The organism is Paenibacillus terricola (assembly GCF_014779765.1).
Classification (GTDB): Bacteria; Bacillota; Bacilli; order Paenibacillales; family Paenibacillaceae; genus Paenibacillus_T; species Paenibacillus_T terricola.
Genome location: NZ_JACXZA010000001.1, coordinates 820261 through 842754 on the forward strand (window position 1 = coordinate 820261; position 22494 = coordinate 842754).

A 22494-nucleotide genomic window follows, 5' to 3' on the forward strand; every position below is an offset into this window, starting at 1 on the left:
ATGATTCGATGATGGGACCAAGTACCCGCGTACACGTACACAGAGAGAGACGCCAAGGCTGCAAGCGTCTTTATGGTGGCGAGGCGAATGACTTCCCTGAGGACGAACGGTGAACACAAGCATGGCGCACTTCTGTTAGCAGACGAGTTGGTGCAGCTGTCATTAGCCGCTTCGCGTGTTACGGGCGTTAACCGTTATGAGCGATTCTTCGATCATAGGCCAGTCTTAACGAACGGTCTATTGTGACGAGACTCGGAATGTGGGTGGCACCACGGGAGAACAACGACAATCTCTCGTCCCTGATTGACCGAATGATTCGGCAGTCGGGGGCGGGAGTTTTTTTATTTGTGCAGTAGCTTGCCGACTGACCGAGCTTGAAGTTATGAAATGGATATGATGCAATTTGCTAAAGCGTATGCTTACGAAGCAAGCAAATTGCTGCAAGCAGCACCGACTATGAAGTAAGCAATTTGCTAAAGCGTATGCTTACGAAGCAAGCAAATTGCCGCAAGCAGCACCGACTATGAAGTAAGCAATTTGCTTTTAGGAGGATTCACATGGCATTCCAGAAACCGCCGGGAACGCAGGACTTCCTGCCGGGCGCAGTTGAGCGCTGGCAGTTCGTTGAGAGCAAGGCGCGCGAGATTTGCCGCCGATTCAACTTCCGTGAAATCCGGACGCCGATCTTCGAATCGACCGAGCTATTCCAGCGCGGTGTAGGCGAGACGACGGACATTGTCGAGAAAGAAATGTACACGTTCACCGACCGCGGCGATCGCAGCTTGACGCTTCGCCCGGAAGGAACGGCAGGCGCTGTTCGCGCCTATGTCGAGAACAAGCTGTACGGCGAACCGGACCTGACGAAGCTGTATTACATCGGACCGATGTTCCGCTACGAGCGTGCGCAAGCTGGTCGTTACCGCCAATTCCATCAATTCGGCATCGAGGCGCTTGGTGCTGTTGATCCGGCGCTTGATGCGGAAGTGATTGCGCTAGGCTATACGTTCTACACGGAAGTAGGCCTGAAAGGCGTTCGCGTTGAAATTAACTCTGTTGGCACACCAGCTGTGCGCGCCGCATTCCGCGAGCGTCTGCTCAGCTTCCTGGAGCCGAAGCGCAGCCTGCTGTGCAAAGACTGCCAGTCGCGGATGGACCGCAACCCGCTGCGGGTGCTCGACTGCAAAGTCGACCAAGCGCATTTCGAGGGTGCGCCTTCGATCGTCGACAGCCTTGACGACGAGTGCCGCACGCATTTTGACAAAGTCCAAATGTACCTCAGCGACATGAACATTCCGTTCTCCGTCAATCCACGTCTCGTGCGCGGTCTTGATTACTACACGCACACGGCGTTCGAGTACAAAGCGGAAGGCATCGGCGCGATCGATACGATCGGCGGCGGCGGCCGTTACAACGGACTCGTATCCGAAATCGGCGGTCCGGATCAGCCGGGCGTCGGGCTTGGACTTGGCCTTGAACGGACAGTACTGCTGTTGGAGCACCAGCAGACAGAACTGCCGGACTTGAATGCGATCGATGCGTACGTCGTCGCCCTTGGCGAAGCGGCTGAACGCGAAGTGTCGAAGCTTATCTACGGCATGCGCATGCGCGGGCTGTCGGTTGAGCGGGACTACCAAGGCCGCAAGATGAAAGCGCAGATGAAGTCTGCTGACCGTCTCAAGGCACGCTTCACAGCCATTCTCGGCGATGACGAGCTGCAGCGCGGCGAAATCGCATTGAAAGAGATGGCAACGGGCGAGCAGCGTTTCGTGAAACTCGAACAGCTAGCCAATGAAATTGCGAACAGCAAATAGCATGAACCTATTTCTATTATCCGAAGGAGCTTGATCGATCATGATGTTGAAAACTCATTCCTGCGGTACGCTGACGAAAGCAGATGTTGGCCAAACCGTAACGTTGAACGGCTGGGTACAGCGCCGTCGCGACCTTGGCGGCGTATTGTTCATCGACCTGCGCGACCGTACAGGTATCGTACAAACGGTATTTAACCCTGACTTCTCCGGCGCTGCGCTCGAAATCGCAGACAAAGCGCGTAACGAATTTGTACTCGCGGTAAGCGGCAAAGTCGTTGAACGCGACGCTGAAACGTTCAACGCGAACCTCGCTACGGGCGAGATCGAAATCCGCGTAACGGAAATCGAAATCTTGAATACAGCGAAGACGCCTCCGTTCCCTATCGAAGATGGTGTTGATGTGGATGAGCCAATTCGCTTGAAGCACCGTTACCTTGACCTTCGCCGTCCAGAGATGCAGCGTACGATGATGCTCCGTTCGAAGACGACGAAAGTGTTCCGTGACTTCCTCGACGGTGAAGGCTTCCTGGATGTAGAAACGCCAATTCTGACGAAGAGCACGCCGGAAGGCGCGCGCGACTACCTCGTGCCAAGCCGTGTTCATCCAGAGGAATTCTACGCACTGCCGCAGTCGCCGCAAATTTTCAAACAGCTGCTTATGGTCGGCGGCCTCGAGCGCTACTATCAAGTAGCACGCTGTTTCCGTGACGAGGACCTTCGTGCAGACCGTCAACCAGAATTCACGCAAGTCGACATCGAGACTTCGTTCTTGTCGCAGGATCAACTCCTCGGCATGATGGAGACGCTGATGGCACGTATTTTCCGCGAGACGATCGGTGTGGAAATTCCGCTTCCGTTCCAACGCATCACATATGCTGAAGCAATGGACAAATACGGCTCCGACAAACCGGACCTGCGCTTCGATCTTGAGATCAAGAACATTACGGACATCGTTGCAAACAGCGAAGTGAAAGTATTCGCATCGGTAGCAGCATCCGGCGGTGAAGTGAAAGCAATCAACGCGAAAGGCTGCGCAAGCTGGAGCCGCAAAGAGCTCGACGACCTGCAGCCGTTCGCAGCGCGTTATGGCGGTAAAGGCCTTGCTTGGATTACGGTGAAGGACGGCGAGTGGAGAGGTCCAATCGTGAAATTCCTGAAGCCAGAAGAAATTCAAGCGCTGACGGAACGTCTCGGCGTTGAAGAAGGCGACCTTCTCACATTCTCCGCTGACAAGCCGAAGGTTGTTGCCGACGTACTGGGCAACCTGCGTCTGAAGCTTGGCAAGGATCTGGGTCTCATCGACGAGTCGAAGTTCAAATTCCTGTGGGTCGTTGACTTCCCGCTGCTCGAGTGGGACGAAGATGCGAAGCGTTATGTTGCCATGCACCATCCGTTCACGCGTCCGAACGAAGAAGATCTCGAGCTGCTCGCGACGGATCCAGGCAAAGTGCGCGCACAAGCTTATGATATCGTGCTCAACGGCTACGAAATCGGCGGCGGTTCGATGCGTATCTACAAGCGTGATGTACAAGAACTTATGTTCAAAACGCTTGGTTTCTCGATGGAGCAAGCGCATGAGCAGTTCGGCTTCCTGCTTGACGCATTCGAATATGGCACACCTCCACACGGTGGTATCGCATTCGGTCTCGACCGACTCGTTATGCTGCTGACGGGCCGCACGAACCTGCGTGAGACGATTGCGTTCCCTAAAACGGCAAGCGCAACGGACGTTATGGTCGACGCGCCTTCGCAAGTCGAGCTGTCGCAGCTTGAACAGCTGCATATCCGCACGGTAGCGAAGCCAAGCGCGAAGCCTGCCGCTGCTGCAGGTGCTGCAGCAGGTGCGCCGCAAGCGTAATTGCTCTTAAGCTAAGCGGCTGACATAGCCGCTAGTTATACAACAGGAGAATCGTCCGGCTTCTGGCACGTTAAGCTGCCACTGCCGGACATTTTCTGTATTCGGGGATACAGGATATTAATTGAAGAGAGGTGGATCTTCTCATGCTTCATCAATTCTCACGGACTGAGCTCGCGGTTGGTCCTGAAGGACTGGACAAGCTGCGCGGCAGTACCGTTGCGGTGCTCGGCATCGGCGGCGTAGGGTCGATCGCAGCTGAAGCGCTGGCGCGTACAGGCGTTGGCCGGCTCATTCTTATTGACAAAGACGTTGTCGACATTACGAACATCAACCGCCAGATTCATGCCCTGACGACGACAGTCGGACAGCCGAAGGCAGATCTGATGGCTGAACGCATCAAACTGATCAATCCGGAATGCGATGTCATTTCGCTGCGGATGTTTTACACGGAAGAGACGTACGAGCAGCTGTTCGAATACCCGCTGGACTATGTGCTCGACGCATCCGACACGATTTCGTACAAAATCCATCTGATCAAGCAGTGCCTGGAGCGGAAAATTCCGATCATCAGCAGCATGGGCGCCGCTAACAAAATGGATCCTACGAAATTCCAGGTCGTCGATATTAGCAAGACACATACGGATCCAATCGCGCGTGTCGTACGCACGAAGCTGCGCAAAGAGGGCATTAAGAAAGGTGTGAAGGTTGTCTTCTCATCTGAAGAGCCGATGAAGCCGCGCGAGGACGTTACCCAGCGCATCGTGCCGGACAATGCACCGGAAATCCGCAAAGCGCAGCAGCCTCCGGCGAGCAACGCTTTCGTTCCGCCAGTAGCGGGTCTGATCATGGTGAGCGTGATCGTGAAGGATCTGCTTGTGGACATACTGTAGTTATCCTTGGAACCAGCCTGAGCTTGCATCAGGCTGGTTTCTTCTTGCATCCATTTCCGAACAGATGTGCGGATATGCGGCTTCGTATGCTACAATAATCGTTATAGAGAGCAAGTTAAAGGAGCGACGGGGAAATGGATTTGTTCAGCTACGCGGACGAGCAGACGCCGCGCGCGAGACTGCTCGCGGATCGGATGCGGCCGGAAACGCTCGACGATTATATCGGACAAGAGCATATCATTGGCCCAGGCAAGCTGCTTCGGCGGGCGATAGAAGGAGACCGGATCTCATCGATTTTGTTATATGGACCGCCGGGCTGCGGGAAGACGACGTTGGCGCACATTATTTCGAAACGGACAGAAGCCGATTTCGTAAAGCTGAACGCCGTTGATGCATCGGTTAAAGATGTACGCGACGTTATTGATAAAGCGAAGACAGCTAAGATGATGTATGGTCGGAAGACGATTCTATTCCTTGACGAGGTGCACCGCTTCAACTCGTCCAGACAGGACGCGCTGCTGCCGGCTGTGGAGCAGGGCATTATTATTTTTATTGGCGCAACGACGGAGAATCCTTACCACTATGTGAATGGGGCGTTGCTGTCACGTTCGACCTTGTTCCAGCTGGAACCGCTCACGAAGGAGCATGCGCGGGAAGCGATGCAGCGAGCGGTTGCCGATGAGCAGCGTGGTCTTGGGTTTATGAAGCTGGCAATCGATGAGGAAGCGCTCGAGCATATCGCTCAGACAGCGGGTGGAGACATTCGGCGGGCGCTTAATGCATTGGAGATTGCAGCCGTTACAACACCGTCCGAACCTGACGGCTCCGTGCATGTGACGCTTGATGTGGCCCAAGAATCGGTGCGAAAGCCGCTTGCGAAGGCAGATGAGTCAACGCAGTATGATGTGCTGTCGGCTTTTCATAAGAGTGTACGCGGCTCCAGCGATGCTGCCTTGTTCTGGTTCTTGTATGCGGTCGAGAAGCTGGGGATGGAGCCAATGGTGTTCATCCGACGTCTCATCGTTGCCTGCAGCGAGGACATCGGTCTTGCCAATCCGCAGGCGATGGTACAAGCGACGACTGCGCTGGAGGCTTATCGCAAGATCGGCTGGCCGGAGGCGAAGTATAATATTGCCCAGGCAATTTTGTTTGCAGTCGAGAGTCCGAAGTCAAACGCAACAGCTGTGGCGATCGGTAAGGTAATGGATACAATAGAGCAGACCGGCACGATGGAGGTGCCGCTCCATCTGCGTGATGCGCATTACAAGGGCGCTGTGAAGCTGGGCCATGTCGGCTATCAATATCCGCATGATTTTCCCGGCCATTATGTAATTCAACAATACTTGCCGGACGGAATGCGCGAACGCGCCTTCTACGAGGCGACCGAGCAGGGGATGGAGGACAAGATCCGCCAGAACCAGCTGCGCAGACGAAGCCGATCGAAGGGATAACGAAACACGCGAGTGTACACAAGGAAAAAGCCAATAGAAGTCCGCGCGTTGCGGCTCCTATTGGCTTTTCTTGTCCAACACCTATCACAGCGTAATCCGAATCAATACGCTCTCATCTTCATATTGGGATCGAATATGGCCTTCATACTTGTCCACGGTGCGCTTAATGATCATAAGTCCGTTCCCTCTTAGCACTGTCTCCTTCGACTTGGTTGTGTAATTGTGTTGGAACCAATTTCTCTGATCCTTCGCTGTAAGCAGAGTAGGGTTCTGCACTGCGAATAAATAATCAGAACCAACTGTTTTACACATAACATGGATACTCTTCGGCAGGTCACCTTCATACGTCCCCACGGCTTCAATGGCATTATCGAGCAGATTGGAAAAAATCTTCACAAGATCCATCGACGACACACGGCTGAAATTACTTTCGTCAATATCGAACGTCATCTCCATATTTAACGTCTGCGCTTGCTGCCATTTGGTCTGAAACAGCACCATCAGGACAGGGTTCTTAATTCGAGTTGATAGATCAAGCGTCCGAGTGTCGATGGAAATCTGTTTTAAATATTCATTCGTTCGGTCGTACATTTTCATATCCATGAGTCCCCGCAGCACATGCAGATGGTTCATCAGGTCATGCCGCCCCGCTTTGATGGACTGCAATATCTTGCTCATCTCTGAGATGTACATAGTTTCCGATTCAACGAGGTCATGTTTGAGGCTCGAACGGTACCAGCGATGGAATGTATAAATTACACTGAGCAGCAGTGCAACAAACAAAATATCAACCAGAAGAATGAGCCGGTTGCTGTTCACGACCTCATGCCCGATGACTTGCAGATGGTTCATATCGACATCGATTGCAACGACGCCCAATTGCTTACCTGCATCATTATAAAAGGGTACGCCGATCGAAATATACAGCCCATGGTTCGGGTCGTTAATAACGTTGGTATAATACGATTGCCCATGTTTCGCCTTATCTACTTGCTTGGGCGGGACCGTGCAAGGGATTCCCATGATGCGATCGTTCACTCCAGGGGGCATGGAGGCTACCAAAACCTTGGCAACATCAGTTTCATCGAATGCCAAGGTGTAGACATATAGTGCATTGATTCTGGTGCGGAATTCCGCCAGGTATTGTTTAATCATGTCGTGGTTGTAGTCGTACTGCCGATCTGTGAGCACTTGCTCGTAAGTGAGCTTGTCCAAACCGTCAGCCATTGTTTCAGCCATAATGATGTACTGCTCAGCGAGTGTTATTTGAGATGCCTTTTCCGTCGTGTAATGAGAGAGCATGATTTTCAAATAAGTAAGTAAGCCTAGAATAAGCACGGTGATCAAAATAAAAAATGCGATTTTTCTTTTCGGATTGTAGCGATAAGATCTCATTACTTGATCCTTTCAAGATGTATCATAGTTACTATTGATACGAATTAATAGCAGTGGGTCAACTATGATTTTACCAAGGAAGTCGAACTTCAGGAATTCATTTATAGTAATTATATCCACTTTTATATAAAAATTTTAAATACAACCAGTTGGCGTTCACAATTATGTACGGATTCACTTGATTTCTACTTGTCTGAATATTTCAAGCTTAACACGATCTATGGACAAGCATTTGTAAACATTTTACATAAAAGTTGCACTTGACAAACTTTTTTGGTCGGATACAATGAGGGTAGGCACACTTCCTAAGGAAGCAACATATCGTGATGACATACATCCCTTTTTTTAGCGGAAAAGTTGACCGAGTGCAAAACCGTTTACCTAGTACAATTTTATTAAAGAGGTGAGTCGACATGGGAGAAGAAACCGGATTGGCTATGCATAATCAAGGGTGGAAACAAGAGAGGGCGAATGTTAGTCTGCCCGAGGTCCACCAATCGTTAAAAATACCGAAGACAGGTTCTTGGTTCCGAAAGTTTCTTGCGTTTGCCGGTCCTGGCTATCTGGTCGCGGTCGGCTATATGGATCCCGGCAACTGGGCGACCGATATCGCCGGCGGATCGATGTTTGGCTATTCATTGCTATTCGTCATTCTGCTGTCGAACATTATGGCAATGCTTCTGCAGAGTCTAGCGGGTAAGCTTGGCATCGTAACGGGGCGGGATTTAGCACAGGCGTGCCGCGACCATTACAGCAAGCCCGTGTCCATGGCGTTGTGGGTGCTATGTGAGCTAGCAATCGCAGCCTGCGATTTGGCTGAGGTGCTTGGCACTGCGATCGCGCTCAATCTATTGTTCGGCATTCCGATTATATATGGCGTTATTATTACAGTGCTTGATGTATTCATCGTGCTGCTGTTGCAAAATAAAGGCTTCCGATACATCGAAGCGCTTGTCATCACGTTAATTGGAACGATCGGTGTCTGCTTCCTGATCGAAATTATATGGGCGAAGCCGGACGCCGGCGGCGTGCTTGCCGGATTCGCGCCGAGTATGGAGCTGTTCCGCAATCCTGAGATGCTCTATATTGGCATCGGCATTCTAGGTGCAACCGTGATGCCGCACAATCTGTATCTGCACTCGTCAATCGTACAAACGCGTCAGATCGAACAGACACCAAAGGGCAAACGACAAGCGATTCGCTTCGCTACAGCGGATTCGACTATTGCGCTGACGCTCGCATTATTCATTAACGCGGCGATTCTGATCATCGCTGCTGCAACGTTCCATACGACAGGCAACACGGCCATTGCTGAAATCGGCGATGCGTATCATATGCTTGCGCCGCTGCTCGGCACAGGAGCAGCAAGCGTATTGTTTGGTATAGCGCTGCTCGCAGCTGGCCAGAATGCTACATTGACTGGAACGCTTGCAGGCCAGATCGTCATGGAAGGCTTCCTGAACATCCGTCTTCCCGCATGGCTGCGCAGATTGATCACACGTCTCATCGCCGTAGTGCCAGCTATCATCGTGCTTGCCATTGTAGGCGACTCCGGAACAGCTGATCTGCTCATTCTGAGCCAAGTCATTTTGTCTTTGCAGCTGTCATTTGCAGTCATCCCGCTCGTGAAGTTCACCAGCGACAAAACGAAGATGGGCGAGTTCGCCAATCGGTTATGGATGAATATAACGGCATGGACGGTAGCAGCCATCATCGCCGGATTGAATATTTACTTGCTGTACCAGACGTTCGCGGATTGGTTCAGCTAAAGACAATGAGCCGTATGCTTGCCTGATTTGGGCGATGCATACGGCTTTGAAGTTTTTGTAGAGGTGCTGTCAAATGTTCTATTCTGCAATGAGCGGCAGAATGATTGCGAATGATTGGCATAAGACAGGATCCTGCTTGAATAAAGTGGAATACGGAGCGATTAAAGCCGATAACGGTACGGAGATCATTTGACGCTGCTGTTATCTATCGAATAAGCTAATAGTGAATAATTGGAAATTTTTTTCGTTTATCCGTCTAAATAAAGGAGGTGCACCTGCCATTGCATCGTCCGTTTCCTATGAGGCGAACGGCGTGCGGTAGGCAGGGATTGGTTGAGCAGCGACCCGTTACCGTTAACACTGAAGCTGGTACTGATTTTGTTGTTGGTCTGTATGAACGGTTTTTTCGTCTCGGCAGAATTTGCAATGGTGAAGGTGAGAAGCAGCCGCATCGATTCGCTTGTATCGGGTGGACATAAGCGGGCGAGGTTTGCCTCCCGCTTAACGAACAATCTCGATGGTTTCCTGTCGGCCTGTCAGCTTGGCATTACACTTTCATCACTTGGCCTTGGCTGGATCGGCGAGCCTGCTATTGCAAGCCTGTTAGAGAGGTGGTTTACACAGTTCGGATTAAGAAGCGAGGTGCTGACGCATACGATCGCTTTTGTTATCGCCTTCACCTTCATTACAGTTCTTCATATTGTGCTCGGAGAGCTGGCCCCGAAGACGATAGCGATACGCAATTCCGAGCGTATTACACTGTTAACCGCCGCGCCGCTCGTACTCTTCCACCGAATCATGTATCCCTTCATTTGGGTGCTTAATGGAATGGCGAATCGTCTGCTGAAGCTGGTCGGCATCGAGCCTGCTTCCGAACAGGAATCAGCCCATACGGAAGAGGAAATACGCATTCTCGTCAAAGAAAGCCATAAGAATGGTCTCATTGATAATACGGAATTGACGCTAATGGACAATATATTCGAATTCGCGGAAACGAATGCTCGCGAGATTATGATTCCGCGTACGGAAATGATCTGTCTCTATGCTAATCAATCGTTCGAAGACAATAAGGCGATTGCGCTTGATGAGATGCATACACGTTACCCAGTATGTGACGGCGACAAGGACAATATTATCGGCTTCGTCCATATTAAAGATATATTGAAGGTTTCCTCGCAAAATTTGAAAGACATCCGTTTGATCACCCGCCCGATGACAACGGTCCCTGAGTCGATGCAGATTAGTACGCTGCTTAAGCTTATGCAGAAGCGGCGGACGCAGATCGCGATTCTTATTGATGAGTATGGCGGCACATCGGGTCTCGTTACTCTTGAGGATATTATGGAAGAAATCGTTGGCGAAATTCAGGACGAATTCGACGAGGAGCGACCCGAGGTCGAGAAGAGGGACGACCATACGCATTCCATCAGCGGAATGATGTTGATCGAGGAAGTAAACAGCTACTTCGGTCTCGATATTGAAACCGATGATTATGATACAATCGGCGGCTGGCTGTACTCACAGATTGAGATTCCTCCCAAACCTAACCAGCGTGTACAAGCCGATCATGATTTTGAATTCGTAGTAGAAGAAACCGACCATCTGCGCATCTCCCGCATAACTGTACGCAAGCAACAGCAAGGAGAGCAGGAGGAAACAAAGCTTGAAGTCGAGAACGGATAGAGCACTCATACGATAACAAACAACAAGCCGTCAACGGCAGGATATCCTGCTGCTGACGGCTTGTTGTTTTGTTTGTAACACGATCACGCTCGTATATGGTGCAGTTTATCGTAGTCCCATCAACGGGCGGTGACAGCTGTGTACGATCGAACAAAGCATGCAGACGAAATAACGTATCTAGACCGAATATACCAACAGCTTTGCCGCAAGGCGGCAAGAGCGGGCACACGAACCCAATTATCAAGGATGCGTCCTTGTGAGGAGTCCAGAGGTCACACGACCTTTGGGGCCTCCCTTGCAGGGAGGGTTTGGGTGGGTAGAAAAATTGGTATTAAGGTTTTAGATTAGTTTAGATAAGTTTAGATGAGTTGAAAACTTGCCTCGTCAACAAGTTGTACCTTATTAATAGTGCCGCCGCCCAGGCAAACATCCCCATCATAGAAGACAACGGCTTGTCCAGGCGTAATCGCCTTCTGCGGCTGGTCGAACACAACCGTCGCAGTGCCATCTTCGCCAAACGTGAGCGTCACGCCTTGATCGGCTTGGCGATAACGGAATTTGGCGGTGCAGTGAATTGGACCTTGCGGAAGCTCAGGCGCAATCCAGTTGATACCTTCCGCTTCCAAGCTTTGCGAATAGAGACGTGCATGGGCATCGCCTTGCACGACGAAGAGGGTATTGCTCTCCAGATCCTTATCCGCTACGAACCAAGGCTCGCCGCTGCCGGAGCCTCCGATGCCAAGACCTTGCCGTTGACCAAGCGTGTAGTACATCAAGCCGTCATGACGACCTTTCTCTTCACCAGAGCGAAGATCGATCATCGGACCTGGCTGAGCCGGCAAATAACCGCTCAGGAATTGTTTGAAATTGCGCTCGCCGATAAAGCAGACGCCGGTGCTGTCTTTCTTCTTCGCCGTTGCAAGTCCAGCTTCTTCCGCAATGCGGCGAACTTCCGGCTTCGGCAGATGGCCAATCGGGAACATCGCCTTCGACAATTGCTGTTGGTTCAATTGATGCAGGAAGTATGTCTGATCCTTATTGCCATCTACGCCGCGCAGCAGCTTCGTCTCACTGTTTTCCGTACGCTCAACTCGGGCATAATGACCAGTAGCGAGATAATCTGCGCCGAGGTCGATCGCCTTCTGGAGAAACTCGCCGAATTTGATTTCACGGTTGCACATGACGTCAGGATTCGGTGTCCGTCCACGCTTGTACTCGTCAAGGAAATACGTAAACACTTTATCGAAGTATTGGCGTTCGAAATTGACCGTATAGTAAGGAATGCCGATCTGATCGCACACGCGGCGGACGTCTTCTGCGTCTTCTTCAGCTGTGCAATGACCAAACTCATCGGTATCATCCCAGTTTTTCATGAAAATGCCGATGACATCGTAGCCCTCTTGCTTGAGCAGATAGGCTGTAACCGAAGAATCGACGCCGCCGGACATGCCGACGATAACGCGTGTTTCTGCTTTCGATTTATTCATGAGGCTAACCACCTTTAATGCTAATTAATGAATGTATTGTAACATGGCGTTCGTTCTTTTTCATCTTATCTGATGGATCGGTGTTTTTCCGCTTACTTTTTTCAAGAGAAAGACACGATATTGCTACACGAAGCGGTAACATTGTGCTAACATATATATGATATGGGAATACCATGATTTAAATAGACGAATCAAATGGTCTTTTATCGACCCAATAGATGCATGGAATGAGGTGCCGTTTTTTGAAAATTTCGACGAAGGGCCGTTATGGGCTAACGATTATGATGGAGCTTGCGGCGAAGTTTGGTGAAGGACCGATTTCGCTCAAGAGCATCGCTGAGAAAAATCAGCTTTCGGAGCACTACTTGGAGCAGCTTATTGCACCGCTTCGCAACGCAGGTCTTGTAAAAAGTGTGCGTGGTGCATATGGCGGTTATATCCTAGCCAAAGCATCCGATCAGATTACTGCAGGCGACGTCATTCGCGTGCTTGAAGGGCCGATCTCGCCGGTTGATTTTACGGAAGAAGACGATCCTGCTAAGCGTGACCTCTGGCTTCGCATTCGCGACAGCATTGCTAGCGTACTTGACTCGACCACGCTGGCAGACTTGATTGCCTTCAAGGAAGAGGGACAAATCGACAACTACATGTTCTACATCTAGTTTAGTTAGATGGTTTGAGGCAGCACCGCAATGCGGTCAGCTAGGAATTGAGGAATGAGTATGACCCAATATTACTTTGATCACGCCGCTACGACGCCGATGAGGCAAGAAGTCGCGGCAGCGATGCTCGCTGTGATGACGGAGGGCCCCGGCAATCCGTCAAGCATGCATCGTTATGGAAGAAACGCGCGCGGACATATGAATCGTGCACGCGATACCGTCGCTTCCTTCATCGGCGCGAAGCCTGCTGAGCTTACCTTTACATCCGGTGGAACGGAAAGCGATAATCTAGCCATCATTGGCGGAGCAAGAGCGATGAAGGCAAAGGGCAGAAACCATATCATCACAAGTGCAGCAGAGCATCATGCGGTGCTTCATGCTTGTCAGTCCTTGCAATCCGAAGGGTTCGAGCTGACGGTCCTGCCTGTCGATTCAAGCGGACAATTGTCCGTTGATGACGTCCGAGACGCAATTACAGACCGCACAGCACTTGTGAGCGTGATGTATGCGAATAATGAAGTAGGCACGATCCAGCCGATTGCAGCGATTGGTGAGCTTGTGCGAGGGCATGGAGCTCTTTTTCACGTCGATGCGGTACAAGCGCTTGGATCCATTCCAATCCAGGTTCAGTCGCTTCCAGTCGATCTCATGAGTTTCTCCGCACACAAAATCAATGGCCCGCAAGGTGTCGGCGCATTATATATCGCATCGAACACTTCAATCAACCCGATTGCACATGGCGGCTCGCAAGAGCGCAAGCGTCGGGCAGGTACGGAGAATGTGGCAGGAGCTGTTGGCTTTGCTGCTGCGGTTGAAGCGGCTGCGAAGGACATGGCTGCACATGCCGACCGCATGGAACAGCTTCGCGAACATTGGATCTCGCTTATGAATGCAGCGACGGATGGTCGCATCGCATTGAATGGTCATTTGACTTCGAGGCTTTCTCATATCGTGAATTTGAGCTTTATCGGCATTGATACCGAGACGATGCTGATGAACCTCGATATGGCAGGAATAGCTGCTTCCGGCGGCTCTGCCTGTACTTCAGGTTCGCTGGAACGGTCGCATGTCCTGATGGCGATGGGAGTAGTGGATGAACGTCTGATGTCGGCTGTACGATTCAGCTTCGGATTGGGGAATACTTTGGAGGAATTGAGCCAAGCGGCGCAATTAATTGAAACGATTGTCCGCCGTGTGCGTAAATAACTCTAAAGGGGCGTACCTGTTGTGATCAAACTGCAGCAGTTGATCGGCCTTCCGGTTGTCGATCTTCGTACAGGCAGACAAGCTGGCAAAGTGAAAGATGCCTGGTTCGATGACCAATGGTCCATGCAAGGCGTCTTACTGGAAGCAGGCAGATGGCTTTCCTCGAAGGATCGAATTGTTCATTGGAATCGCGTTGCGTCATGCGGCGAAGACGCGGTGCTGATCGATAGTACGGAAGATATCGTCGTGAAGGACAAGAAGGCTGCAGGCCGCTGCTTTCAGACCGGACATCCCAGGCTGAAAGATTTACCAGTTGTAACAGTAGGTGGCACGCAACTAGGTCGATTATCAGATGTTTATTTTGAGCCAATTCAGGGTACACAAATAGTAGGGTATGAACTAACGGATGGATTTATATCGGACTTGCTTGAAGGCCGCAAGTGGCTGCGAGCGCCGAAGGAATCGGAAACCGTATTGCTCGGGGAAGATGCGATTATCGTTCCGGCGTGCTGTGAAGCGCAGCTCCTGCCGGTCGCGCCTTCCGATTCGGATATAGGGAGAAATGAAAGATGATGAGATGTCCTAACTGTAATTCCAAAGACATCGGTAAAATCGGATCCCATCAGTTTTATTGCTGGGGCTGCTTCATCGAACTGACGGTCAACGGTGAGAAGATGTCGGTCTATCAGGTAGAAGAGGATGGCACGCTGAGCTCGCTCGATGACTTGTTCTTTGAGGAAGAAATTTCAGAAATTTCACAAATGCATGCAAACGGCTTATGATGCGTGTAACGTAACGGACGTCCAGAAGAGGACGTCCGTTTGCGTTTCACCGCCTGCCCCTTCAAGGGGGAACTTTCAACCCCACCCAAACCCTCCCCTTCAAAGGGGATGGCTCCAAAGGGCTGCTGCCCTCTGGACACCCGCTGCAGGACTGGTCTAGGTACAATGGGTAGATGCGGTGGTGTTGGTTTTGTCTAGGTACCTTCGAACGTCAGCATACGATTCGCTGCGCCTGTGTTGGTATGTGCTGGTGCTCGCTTTCGTCCCTCCGGGACACGCTCTACTGAAGGCACTCCTGCGGATTGATCCCTATGGGATCTGAGACCGCTACAGGTTAGATGCGAACAAAAGTTGTGCCTAGGGGCACACGACTCCAAGCACGTAGAAACTCAATCATGTCTCTGTTTCACTACCGACAACCTTCCGGGGTCCCGGGGCTCTCCAACCCCGGGGGGTCCTCCCTTGCAGGGAGGATTTAGATGGGTAGAAAACTTGATTTAGGTGGGTAGAAATTTTGGTTTATTTGGGTAAAATTCATTTCATAAACAAGGGATCAAAAGGGGCGAAAGCCCCTTTTTTCGTATGATCTGGGGCGCTTGTACATATAATGATTGCGTATGCCATTGTCTGCATGCATGCGATCATCACGTCTCTGGGACGGATGACCGCGAGGGAAGGAGGCGTACGCAATGGAACGGTTTACGAATAATCGCGCTTTTCGGATATTAATTTATCTCATACTAGCACTTATCGCGATCTATATGCTGCTTCAGCTTAAGCCGATTATTATGCATATCTACACGTTTCTCAAAGCTGTTCTGGCTCCGTTCTTCATCGCGATGATTATTTCTTATGTGCTTAATCCGATTGTGTCGATGTTAACCGATCGCAAGATGCCGCGTACGATTGCAGTGCTGCTTATTTACGTGGTGTTCTGCGGTGCGCTGACCGTTATTCTGATGAATATGATTCCGATGTTTATCAAGCAGGTGCAGGAACTTAATGAGCACGCACCGGAGCTTACGATACGGGCAAAGAGCCTTGTCGATGATTTGAACAACAATTCGATGCTTCCGGAGAGCATAAGGTCAGGCATTAACAACACGTTGTACAAAATGGAAAAGAAGCTGGCAGAGTCGCTCTTCAGCTTCGTGAACAATATTGGCGCGATGGTGAGCGTCGTGTTCGTGATGTTCATCATTCCGTTCCTTGCTTTCTATATACTAAAGGATTTTGAAGTATTCGAGCGAACAGTCATTACTTATGTGCCGAAGAGCCATCGCCAGCATGCTGTTCGGTTGCTGAAGGATATTGATGCTGCGCTGGGCAGTTACATCCGCGGTCAGTTTCTCGTCTGTTTAATAATCGGTGTCCTTGCTTATATTGGCTATTGGATTATCGGCATGCCTTATCCGCTGCTGCTTGCGTCAGTTGTTGCGATTACGAATGTCATCCCGTATTTAGGGCCGTTCTTCGGAGCAGCTCCGGCGTTGTTAATGGCGGCAACCGTATCGGTCAAAATGATGATCTTCGTCGTCGTTGTCAATACAGCGTGCCAAATACTCGAGGGCAACGTTGTGTCGCCGCAGGTCGTTGGACGAACGCTGCATATGCATCCGCTGTCGATTATTTTCGCGCTGCTCGTCGGCGGGGAGTTGGCAGGCATCGCAGGCATGATTTTGGCGGTCCCGATTTTTGCCGTATTAAAGGTTATAGTACAGCATATTTTCGCCTACTACGTGCGCCGGAAGACTATTTGACAGAGTTTGACCTCGGCAGTATACTCTAGACAAGTATGTTTGCTTATATTTGGCGAAATCTAAGATGAAGTCGAAGTATGCCATAGCCCGTCATTCAGAGAAGGTTCCCTTCGCGTATTCAAACGCGATGGCTGTGAGGTTCCCATGACGAAGAATGGTAGAAGCTGGCTTCGGAGTGTGAACGAACTTCACCGGCAGGAACCGTTATCTTCCGCATAAGGCGATCGTCTGATCAAGGTGCAGCGCATCTATAGACGATAACCAGGGTGGTACCGCGAGCTTCTCGTCCCTGTTCTTGACAGGGGCGTTTTTTGTTTTTAGAACACTATTGTTGATTTGGGAGGCCGTTACTTATGAAAGCTAGTGAAATTCGTTCCAAATGGCTTGCTTTCTTTGAAAGCAAAGGACATCATATCGAGCCAAGCGCATCGCTCGTGCCGCATAACGATCCATCGCTGCTCTGGATCAATGCAGGCATGGCGCCGCTCAAGCCTTATTTTGACGGACGCGTGAAACCGGAGAACCCGCGCATTACGAACTCGCAGAAATGTATCCGTACGAATGACATCGAGAATGTCGGCAAAACGCGCCGTCACCATACGTTCTTCGAAATGCTCGGCAACTTCTCCATCGGCGATTACTTCAAAGAAGAAGTGATTACGTGGGCGTGGGAGTTCTTGACGGATAAGAAGTGGATCGGCTTCGATCCAGAGCGTCTGTCGGTAACGGTATACCCAGAGGACGAAGAAGCGTTCAAATATTGGAATGAGAAAATCGGTCTGCCAGAAGAGCGTATCTACAAGCTGGATGAGAACTTCTGGGATATCGGAGAAGGTCCATGCGGCCCTTGTACAGAAATTTTCTACGATCGCGGCGAGAAGTACGGCGATTTGAACGATCCGGAATGCTGGCCTGGCGGCGAGAATGAGCGTTTCCTCGAAGTATGGAACCTTGTGTTCTCGCAATTCAACCATAATAAGGACGGCAGCTACACGCCGCTTCCGAACAAGAACATTGATACGGGCGCAGGCCTCGAACGCTTTGCATCGATTCTGCAAGATGTTGACTCGAACTTCGACACGGACCTGTTCCGTCCGATTATCGACCGCACTTGCGAAATTGCAAACGTTCAATATCATGTGAATGAAGAGCATGACGTTGCGCTCAAAGTAATCGCGGACCACATTCGTACGGTTGCATTTGCAGTAGGCGATGGCGTTCTTCCTTCGAACGAAGGCCGCGGTTATGTTATCCGCCGTTTGCTTCGCCGTGCGGTTCGATACGGCAAGGCACTGGGTGTAGATCGTCCATTCCTGTTCGAACTGGTGAATGTTGTTGGTGACGTAATGGGCGTGTACTACCCTGAGGTTGTTGAGAAGCGTGAATTCATTGAGCGTGTTATCCGCACGGAGGAAGAGCGTTTCCACGAGACGTTGTCCGACGGCTTGACGCTGCTGGCTGCACTTGTAACGCAAGCGCGTGAAGCAGGCCGCAGTGAAATTAACGGCGACGATGCATTCCGTCTATATGACACTTATGGCTTCCCGTTTGACCTAACGGAAGACTACGCTTCCGAGAATGGTTTGACGGTTGATCGCGCAGGCTTCGATACAGCGATGGAAGCACAGCGTGAACGTGCGCGTGCAGCGCGTCAAGATACGGGCGGCATGAACGTTCAAGGCGGGCCACTGTCCGAGCTGACGGAGAAAACGGAGTTTGTTGGCTATACAGAGCTGACGTCTTCGGCCAAAATTACGGCGATCGTACACGAAGATTCGCTCGTTGATCTTGCAGGTGCAGGCAGCCGCGTGCTCGTGCTGCTCGACCGGACGCCTTTCTATGCTGAAAGCGGCGGCCAAGTCGGCGACCGCGGTGTAATCGAAGGCAACGGCTTCGTCCTGAACGTCGAAGACGTGACGAAAGCGCCGCACGGACAACCGGTTCACCATGCTGTAGTTGCAAGCGGAACGGTACGTGTCGGCGAGACTGTACAAGCTGCTGTAGCGCAAGATCTTCGCAATGACATTATCAAGAACCATACGGCTACGCACTTGCTGCACAAAGCGCTCAAAGAAGTGCTCGGCGAGCATGTTAACCAAGCGGGTTCGCTCGTTAAGGCCGATAGCTTGCGCTTCGACTTCTCGCACTTTGGTTCGATTACAGAGGAAGAGCTCTCTGATATCGAGCGTCGCGTTAATGAGCAAATCTGGCTCGGTACGCCAGTCGTCATTGAGAGCAAGCCAATCGCAGAAGCGAAAGCAATGGGCGCAATGGCATTGTTCGGCGAGAAATATGGCGATGTGGTTCGCGTTGTACAAGTCGGCAAATACAGCATCGAGCTGTGCGGCGGCATTCACGTTGGCAATACGTCGCAGATCGGCACGTTCAAGCTGATCGGTGAGAGCGGCATCGGTTCAGGCGTACGCCGCATCGAAGCAGTAACAGGCCGCCATGCTTATTCGTATATGGAAAGCCAATTCGATCTGCTCAAGCAAGCTGCTGGTCTGCTTAAGTCGAATACAGCAGATGTGCCGAAGCGTATTGAAGCGTTGTTCGGCCAAGTGAAAGAGCTGGGCCGCGACAATGAGTCGCTGCAAGCGAAGCTCAGCCGCATCGAAGCGGGCTCGCTGACGGACAAAGCGAAGACGGTTGGCGACGTTACAGTGTTGACAGCAGAAGTAAGCGCACCTAGCATGGACGCGCTTCGCGGCATCGTAGACGAGCTTAAGTCGAAGCTGCCATCGGCTGTTATCGTGCTTGGCGCTGTACAAGAAGACAAGGTGAATCTGGTTGCATCCGTATCGCCTGACCTCGTGAAGAAGGGGTTAAACGCAGGCAAGCTCGTGAAAGAAGCAGCAACGCTGTGCGGCGGCGGTGGCGGCGGTCGTCCAGATATGGCACAAGCTGGCGGCAAGGACGCATCCAAGCTGGCTGACGCATTGAAACTTGCGGAAGAACTAGTTCTTGCGCAAGCAAATGTGATATAGTAATAATTGACACTGCAGCATATAAAGCGGTTTCCAAAGTGAGGTGCTGGGATGAGCTCGATGGACAAAACGATGAAATTCGACGTGAAGGCGGAAGGATTGGAAGCATCCGCGCAAGAGATTTTGCTTCAAGTGCATGATGCGCTGTTGGATAAGGACTACAATCCGATCAACCAGATTGTCGGCTACCTGTTGTCCGGGGATCCCGCATACATTCCGCGGCACAACAATGCTAGAAGTTTGATTCGCAAGAAGGAACGGGACGAGTTAATCGAAGAGCTTGTACGCTTCTACTTGAAATCCAAGAAAGTATAACTTTTGACTTCATACTTAATCTTGGATTTCTCCGGTATGAAACTCACTGCGCCGTTTGAAGGACGGCGTCATCCGTTTCACCTTGAAGGAACATAAATAGACGGGAGCCTGGCTTAACGTATGCGGATTATGGGTTTGGACTATGGCGACCGCAACATCGGCGTCGCCGTCAGCGACGCCTTCGGCTGGACTGCGCAGGGCACTGGCGTCGTGCACCGCAAACGCGATGGCGGCGAATTCGATGAAATTGCCGATCTCGTGAAGCAGCATGAAGTATCGGAAGTTGTGGTCGGTCTTCCCAAGAATATGAATGGTTCGATCGGACCACGTGGTGAAATTTGCATGGCATTTGCTGATGAATTGAAGCAAAAGCTAAACTTACCTGTTCACCTATGGGATGAGCGGTTGACAACAGTTTCTGCGGAGCGAACGCTGCTCGAGGCTGACGTCAGCCGGAAAAAACGAAAGCAAGTCGTGGACAAGTTGGCTGCGACGCTCATTTTGCAAAATTATCTCGATTCTAGGACGAAAAGGTGAGGATGACAATGACGAAGAACGAAAACCAATTTGAAGAGCCGGAAATTATCTATATTCCGGACGAAGAAGGCAACGAGGAAGAGTTCGAAGTCATTATGAAGTTTGAAGTGGACGGCTCTGAGCACAAGTACATGATGGTGGTACCGCTGGAGTCGGACAATGAGGAAGAAGACGAGGTATACGCATTCCGTTATGAAGAGGAAGGCGACGACCTCAAGCTGTACACGATTGAAGATGAAGAAGAATGGAATATCGTCGAAGAGACATTCAATACGCTGCTCGGCGAACTGGACGAGAGCGACGAGGACTAACATAAGTCGAATCGTCTGGAACTAGAAAGGGGAATTGTCCGATATGCAAGAGGTTGAGATGGTACCGCAACGCGGGACGAAGCTGAAGGAGAAATTCGGCAAATTCGTTGAACTAACAAGCGAGGGCGGTTCTGAAGAAGCTTATCGGATTATGTCCGAGTTTCAGTTAGGCAGCCATTACTACGCAGCGCTCCAATCAGAAGCGATGCGCGAAGAAGGCGAAGTTGAGATGCTGCGATTAATCGAGAACGGCGATGAGCTGGAGCTCGAGAACATCGAAAGCGACGAAGAATGGGAAACAGCTGCAGAAGCATACGATATGCTTTGTTTCGATGATTCTAACGACTGATTTCCTACCCAAACAAATAACGTCATATATCTAGCAAGGGCGGCCGACACCGCCCTTTTTCGCGGAAATGGAGGAGCACACGTTGTCGCAATATCCGCAATCGTATCATGAGGAAGACGAATACGAACCACTCCCGACTGGCCCCCGCAGGAGCAGAATTACGATGTGGGTCATTCTAACGCTGCTCGGCATTATGCTGCTCGGCGCTGGAAGCGTTGCACTCTACGTCTGGAATGGCCTTCGACCCACACAGGCAGGCGATCCGATCCGGATTGAGGTGAAGAGCGGTACGTCACCATTCAATTTGGCGGAACAACTTGAGGACGAGGGTATTATTCGCAGCGCATTCATTTTTAAATACTATTTGAAGCTGAAGGACGAGGGCAATCGCTTCCAAGCAGGAGCCTACGAGATGACGCCGGGCATGGAGCTGGACGCGGTTATTGCGAAGCTGAATGCTGGAGACACCGTGAAGGCAGAGACGGTTAAGTTCACGATTCCCGAAGGCTTCACAGCAGTTCAGATTGCAGCGAAGCTTGCCGATGAAGGCATTGTGAATCAGGACGAGATGATGAAGCTTATCGATGAGAATCGAAATTGGGAAGATGTCGATTCGGTACTGCAAATTCCTACCGATAGCAAAGAACTCCATCATTTGGAGGGATACCTGTTCCCCGAGACGTATGAGCTTAAGAAGGGCGTAACCGCAGAAGAAATCATTAAGCGGATGCTGTCTGAGACCGACCGGAAGCTTAATTCGGTGGCAGAGTTGGACGAGAAGCTTGAATCGCTTGGCCTGACCGTACATCAAATGCTAACGATTGCGTCGTTGATCGAACGCGAGGTTGTCGTGGACGAGGAACGGCCGATTGTCGCAAGCGTTATTTATAACCGCATCAAGGCAGGGATGCCTCTTCAGATCGATGCGACGATTCAATATTTGCTGGACAAGCAGAAAGAACGTCTCATGGAGAAAGATCTGGAAGTCGTAAGCCCATACAATACGTATTTGAATAAAGGGCTTCCGCCTGGACCGATTGCAAGCCCAAGCTTGAAATCGATTCAAGCGGCACTGAGCCCGGATACAACGGATTATTTGTACTATGTAACGAAGAAAGACGGCTCGCATTCGCACTTGTTCGCCAAGACGTACAAGGAGCATTTGCGCAACATTGAAGAGAGCAATAAGACGGCAGGGTAATACTGTGTGCTAGCGCGTTAAAGCCGCCTTATTGTATAAT

20 protein-coding genes are annotated in these 22494 nt (G+C 50.9%); 18 read left to right on the plus strand and 2 right to left on the minus strand.

What is annotated here, in order from left to right; translation table 11 throughout:
• Nucleotides 1-87 precede the first annotated feature (87 nt).
• The 5 genes from H8B09_RS03525 to H8B09_RS03545 all read left to right on the plus strand — a co-directional run bounded on the left by H8B09_RS03525 (nucleotide 88) and on the right by H8B09_RS03545 (nucleotide 6010).
• Nucleotides 88-246, plus strand: coding sequence for a hypothetical protein (locus H8B09_RS03525; RefSeq protein WP_191202071.1), 159 nt, complete (start codon nucleotides 88-90; stop codon nucleotides 244-246).
• A gap of 311 nt (nucleotides 247-557) precedes the next feature.
• A complete protein-coding gene (hisS, locus tag H8B09_RS03530; RefSeq protein ID WP_191202072.1) occupies nucleotides 558-1811 on the plus strand; it encodes a histidine--tRNA ligase in 1254 nt (417 codons plus the stop codon).
• Between the two features lie 40 nt (nucleotides 1812-1851).
• The gene (gene aspS / locus H8B09_RS03535; RefSeq protein ID WP_191202073.1) at nucleotides 1852-3669 is read left to right on the plus strand and encodes an aspartate--tRNA ligase; all 1818 of its coding nucleotides are present in this window, start codon (nucleotides 1852-1854) and stop codon (nucleotides 3667-3669) included.
• A 143-nt stretch (nucleotides 3670-3812) separates the two neighbouring features.
• A complete protein-coding gene (locus tag H8B09_RS03540) occupies nucleotides 3813-4559 on the plus strand; it encodes a tRNA threonylcarbamoyladenosine dehydratase (protein WP_191202074.1) in 747 nt (248 codons plus the stop codon).
• A gap of 134 nt (nucleotides 4560-4693) precedes the next feature.
• Nucleotides 4694-6010, plus strand: coding sequence for a replication-associated recombination protein A (locus tag H8B09_RS03545; protein ID WP_191202075.1), 1317 nt, complete (start codon nucleotides 4694-4696; stop codon nucleotides 6008-6010).
• A gap of 84 nt (nucleotides 6011-6094) precedes the next feature.
• Here H8B09_RS03545 and H8B09_RS03550 read toward each other — a convergent pair whose 3' ends face one another.
• Nucleotides 6095-7405, minus strand: a complete 1311-nt coding sequence (locus H8B09_RS03550; RefSeq protein ID WP_191202076.1) for a GHKL domain-containing protein — start codon at nucleotides 7403-7405, stop codon at nucleotides 6095-6097.
• A 413-nt stretch (nucleotides 7406-7818) separates the two neighbouring features.
• Here H8B09_RS03550 and H8B09_RS03555 point away from each other — a divergent pair, with 413 nt between their 5' ends.
• Nucleotides 7819-9174, plus strand: coding sequence for an Nramp family divalent metal transporter (locus tag H8B09_RS03555; RefSeq protein ID WP_191202077.1), 1356 nt, complete (start codon nucleotides 7819-7821; stop codon nucleotides 9172-9174).
• Between the two features lie 333 nt (nucleotides 9175-9507).
• Nucleotides 9508-10857 (plus strand): hemolysin family protein, encoded by a 1350-nt coding sequence (locus tag H8B09_RS03560; RefSeq protein ID WP_191202078.1) that lies wholly within the window; start codon nucleotides 9508-9510, stop codon nucleotides 10855-10857.
• A 359-nt stretch (nucleotides 10858-11216) separates the two neighbouring features.
• Here the strand turns inward: H8B09_RS03560 and mnmA are convergent, their stop codons facing one another.
• Nucleotides 11217-12344, minus strand: a complete 1128-nt coding sequence (gene mnmA, locus H8B09_RS03565) for a tRNA 2-thiouridine(34) synthase MnmA (RefSeq protein WP_191202079.1) — start codon at nucleotides 12342-12344, stop codon at nucleotides 11217-11219.
• Nucleotides 12345-12586: 242 nt separating this feature from the next.
• Between mnmA and cymR the strand changes: the two genes are divergently transcribed.
• From cymR to mltG, 11 genes are all read left to right on the plus strand, one after another.
• Nucleotides 12587-13006: a cysteine metabolism transcriptional regulator CymR gene (cymR, locus tag H8B09_RS03570; protein ID WP_191202080.1), complete on the plus strand. Its 420-nt coding sequence runs from the start codon at nucleotides 12587-12589 to the stop codon at nucleotides 13004-13006.
• Nucleotides 13007-13066: 60 nt separating this feature from the next.
• Nucleotides 13067-14212, plus strand: a complete 1146-nt coding sequence (locus H8B09_RS03575) for a cysteine desulfurase family protein (RefSeq protein WP_191202786.1) — start codon at nucleotides 13067-13069, stop codon at nucleotides 14210-14212.
• 21 nt (nucleotides 14213-14233) lie between these two features.
• Nucleotides 14234-14785, plus strand: coding sequence for a PRC-barrel domain-containing protein (locus tag H8B09_RS03580; protein WP_191202081.1), 552 nt, complete (start codon nucleotides 14234-14236; stop codon nucleotides 14783-14785).
• Nucleotides 14782-14994 (plus strand): YrzR-like zinc ribbon domain, encoded by a 213-nt coding sequence (locus H8B09_RS03585; RefSeq protein ID WP_191202082.1) that lies wholly within the window; start codon nucleotides 14782-14784, stop codon nucleotides 14992-14994. The genes H8B09_RS03580 and H8B09_RS03585 overlap by 4 nt, the downstream gene beginning before the upstream one ends.
• 689 nt (nucleotides 14995-15683) lie before the next feature.
• Nucleotides 15684-16754, plus strand: coding sequence for an AI-2E family transporter (locus tag H8B09_RS03590; RefSeq protein WP_191202083.1), 1071 nt, complete (start codon nucleotides 15684-15686; stop codon nucleotides 16752-16754).
• A 353-nt stretch (nucleotides 16755-17107) separates the two neighbouring features.
• Nucleotides 17108-19741, plus strand: coding sequence for an alanine--tRNA ligase (gene alaS, locus H8B09_RS03595; protein ID WP_191202084.1), 2634 nt, complete (start codon nucleotides 17108-17110; stop codon nucleotides 19739-19741).
• A gap of 51 nt (nucleotides 19742-19792) precedes the next feature.
• Nucleotides 19793-20056 (plus strand): IreB family regulatory phosphoprotein, encoded by a 264-nt coding sequence (locus tag H8B09_RS03600; protein ID WP_191202085.1) that lies wholly within the window; start codon nucleotides 19793-19795, stop codon nucleotides 20054-20056.
• A gap of 120 nt (nucleotides 20057-20176) precedes the next feature.
• Nucleotides 20177-20593: a Holliday junction resolvase RuvX gene (ruvX, locus tag H8B09_RS03605; protein WP_191202086.1), complete on the plus strand. Its 417-nt coding sequence runs from the start codon at nucleotides 20177-20179 to the stop codon at nucleotides 20591-20593.
• Between the two features lie 8 nt (nucleotides 20594-20601).
• Nucleotides 20602-20904: a DUF1292 domain-containing protein gene (locus H8B09_RS03610; RefSeq protein ID WP_191202087.1), complete on the plus strand. Its 303-nt coding sequence runs from the start codon at nucleotides 20602-20604 to the stop codon at nucleotides 20902-20904.
• A 43-nt stretch (nucleotides 20905-20947) separates the two neighbouring features.
• Nucleotides 20948-21253 (plus strand): DUF1292 domain-containing protein, encoded by a 306-nt coding sequence (locus H8B09_RS03615; RefSeq protein ID WP_224753232.1) that lies wholly within the window; start codon nucleotides 20948-20950, stop codon nucleotides 21251-21253.
• Between the two features lie 82 nt (nucleotides 21254-21335).
• The gene (gene mltG, locus H8B09_RS03620; protein WP_224753233.1) at nucleotides 21336-22454 is read left to right on the plus strand and encodes an endolytic transglycosylase MltG; all 1119 of its coding nucleotides are present in this window, start codon (nucleotides 21336-21338) and stop codon (nucleotides 22452-22454) included.
• Nucleotides 22455-22494: the final 40 nt, after the last annotated feature.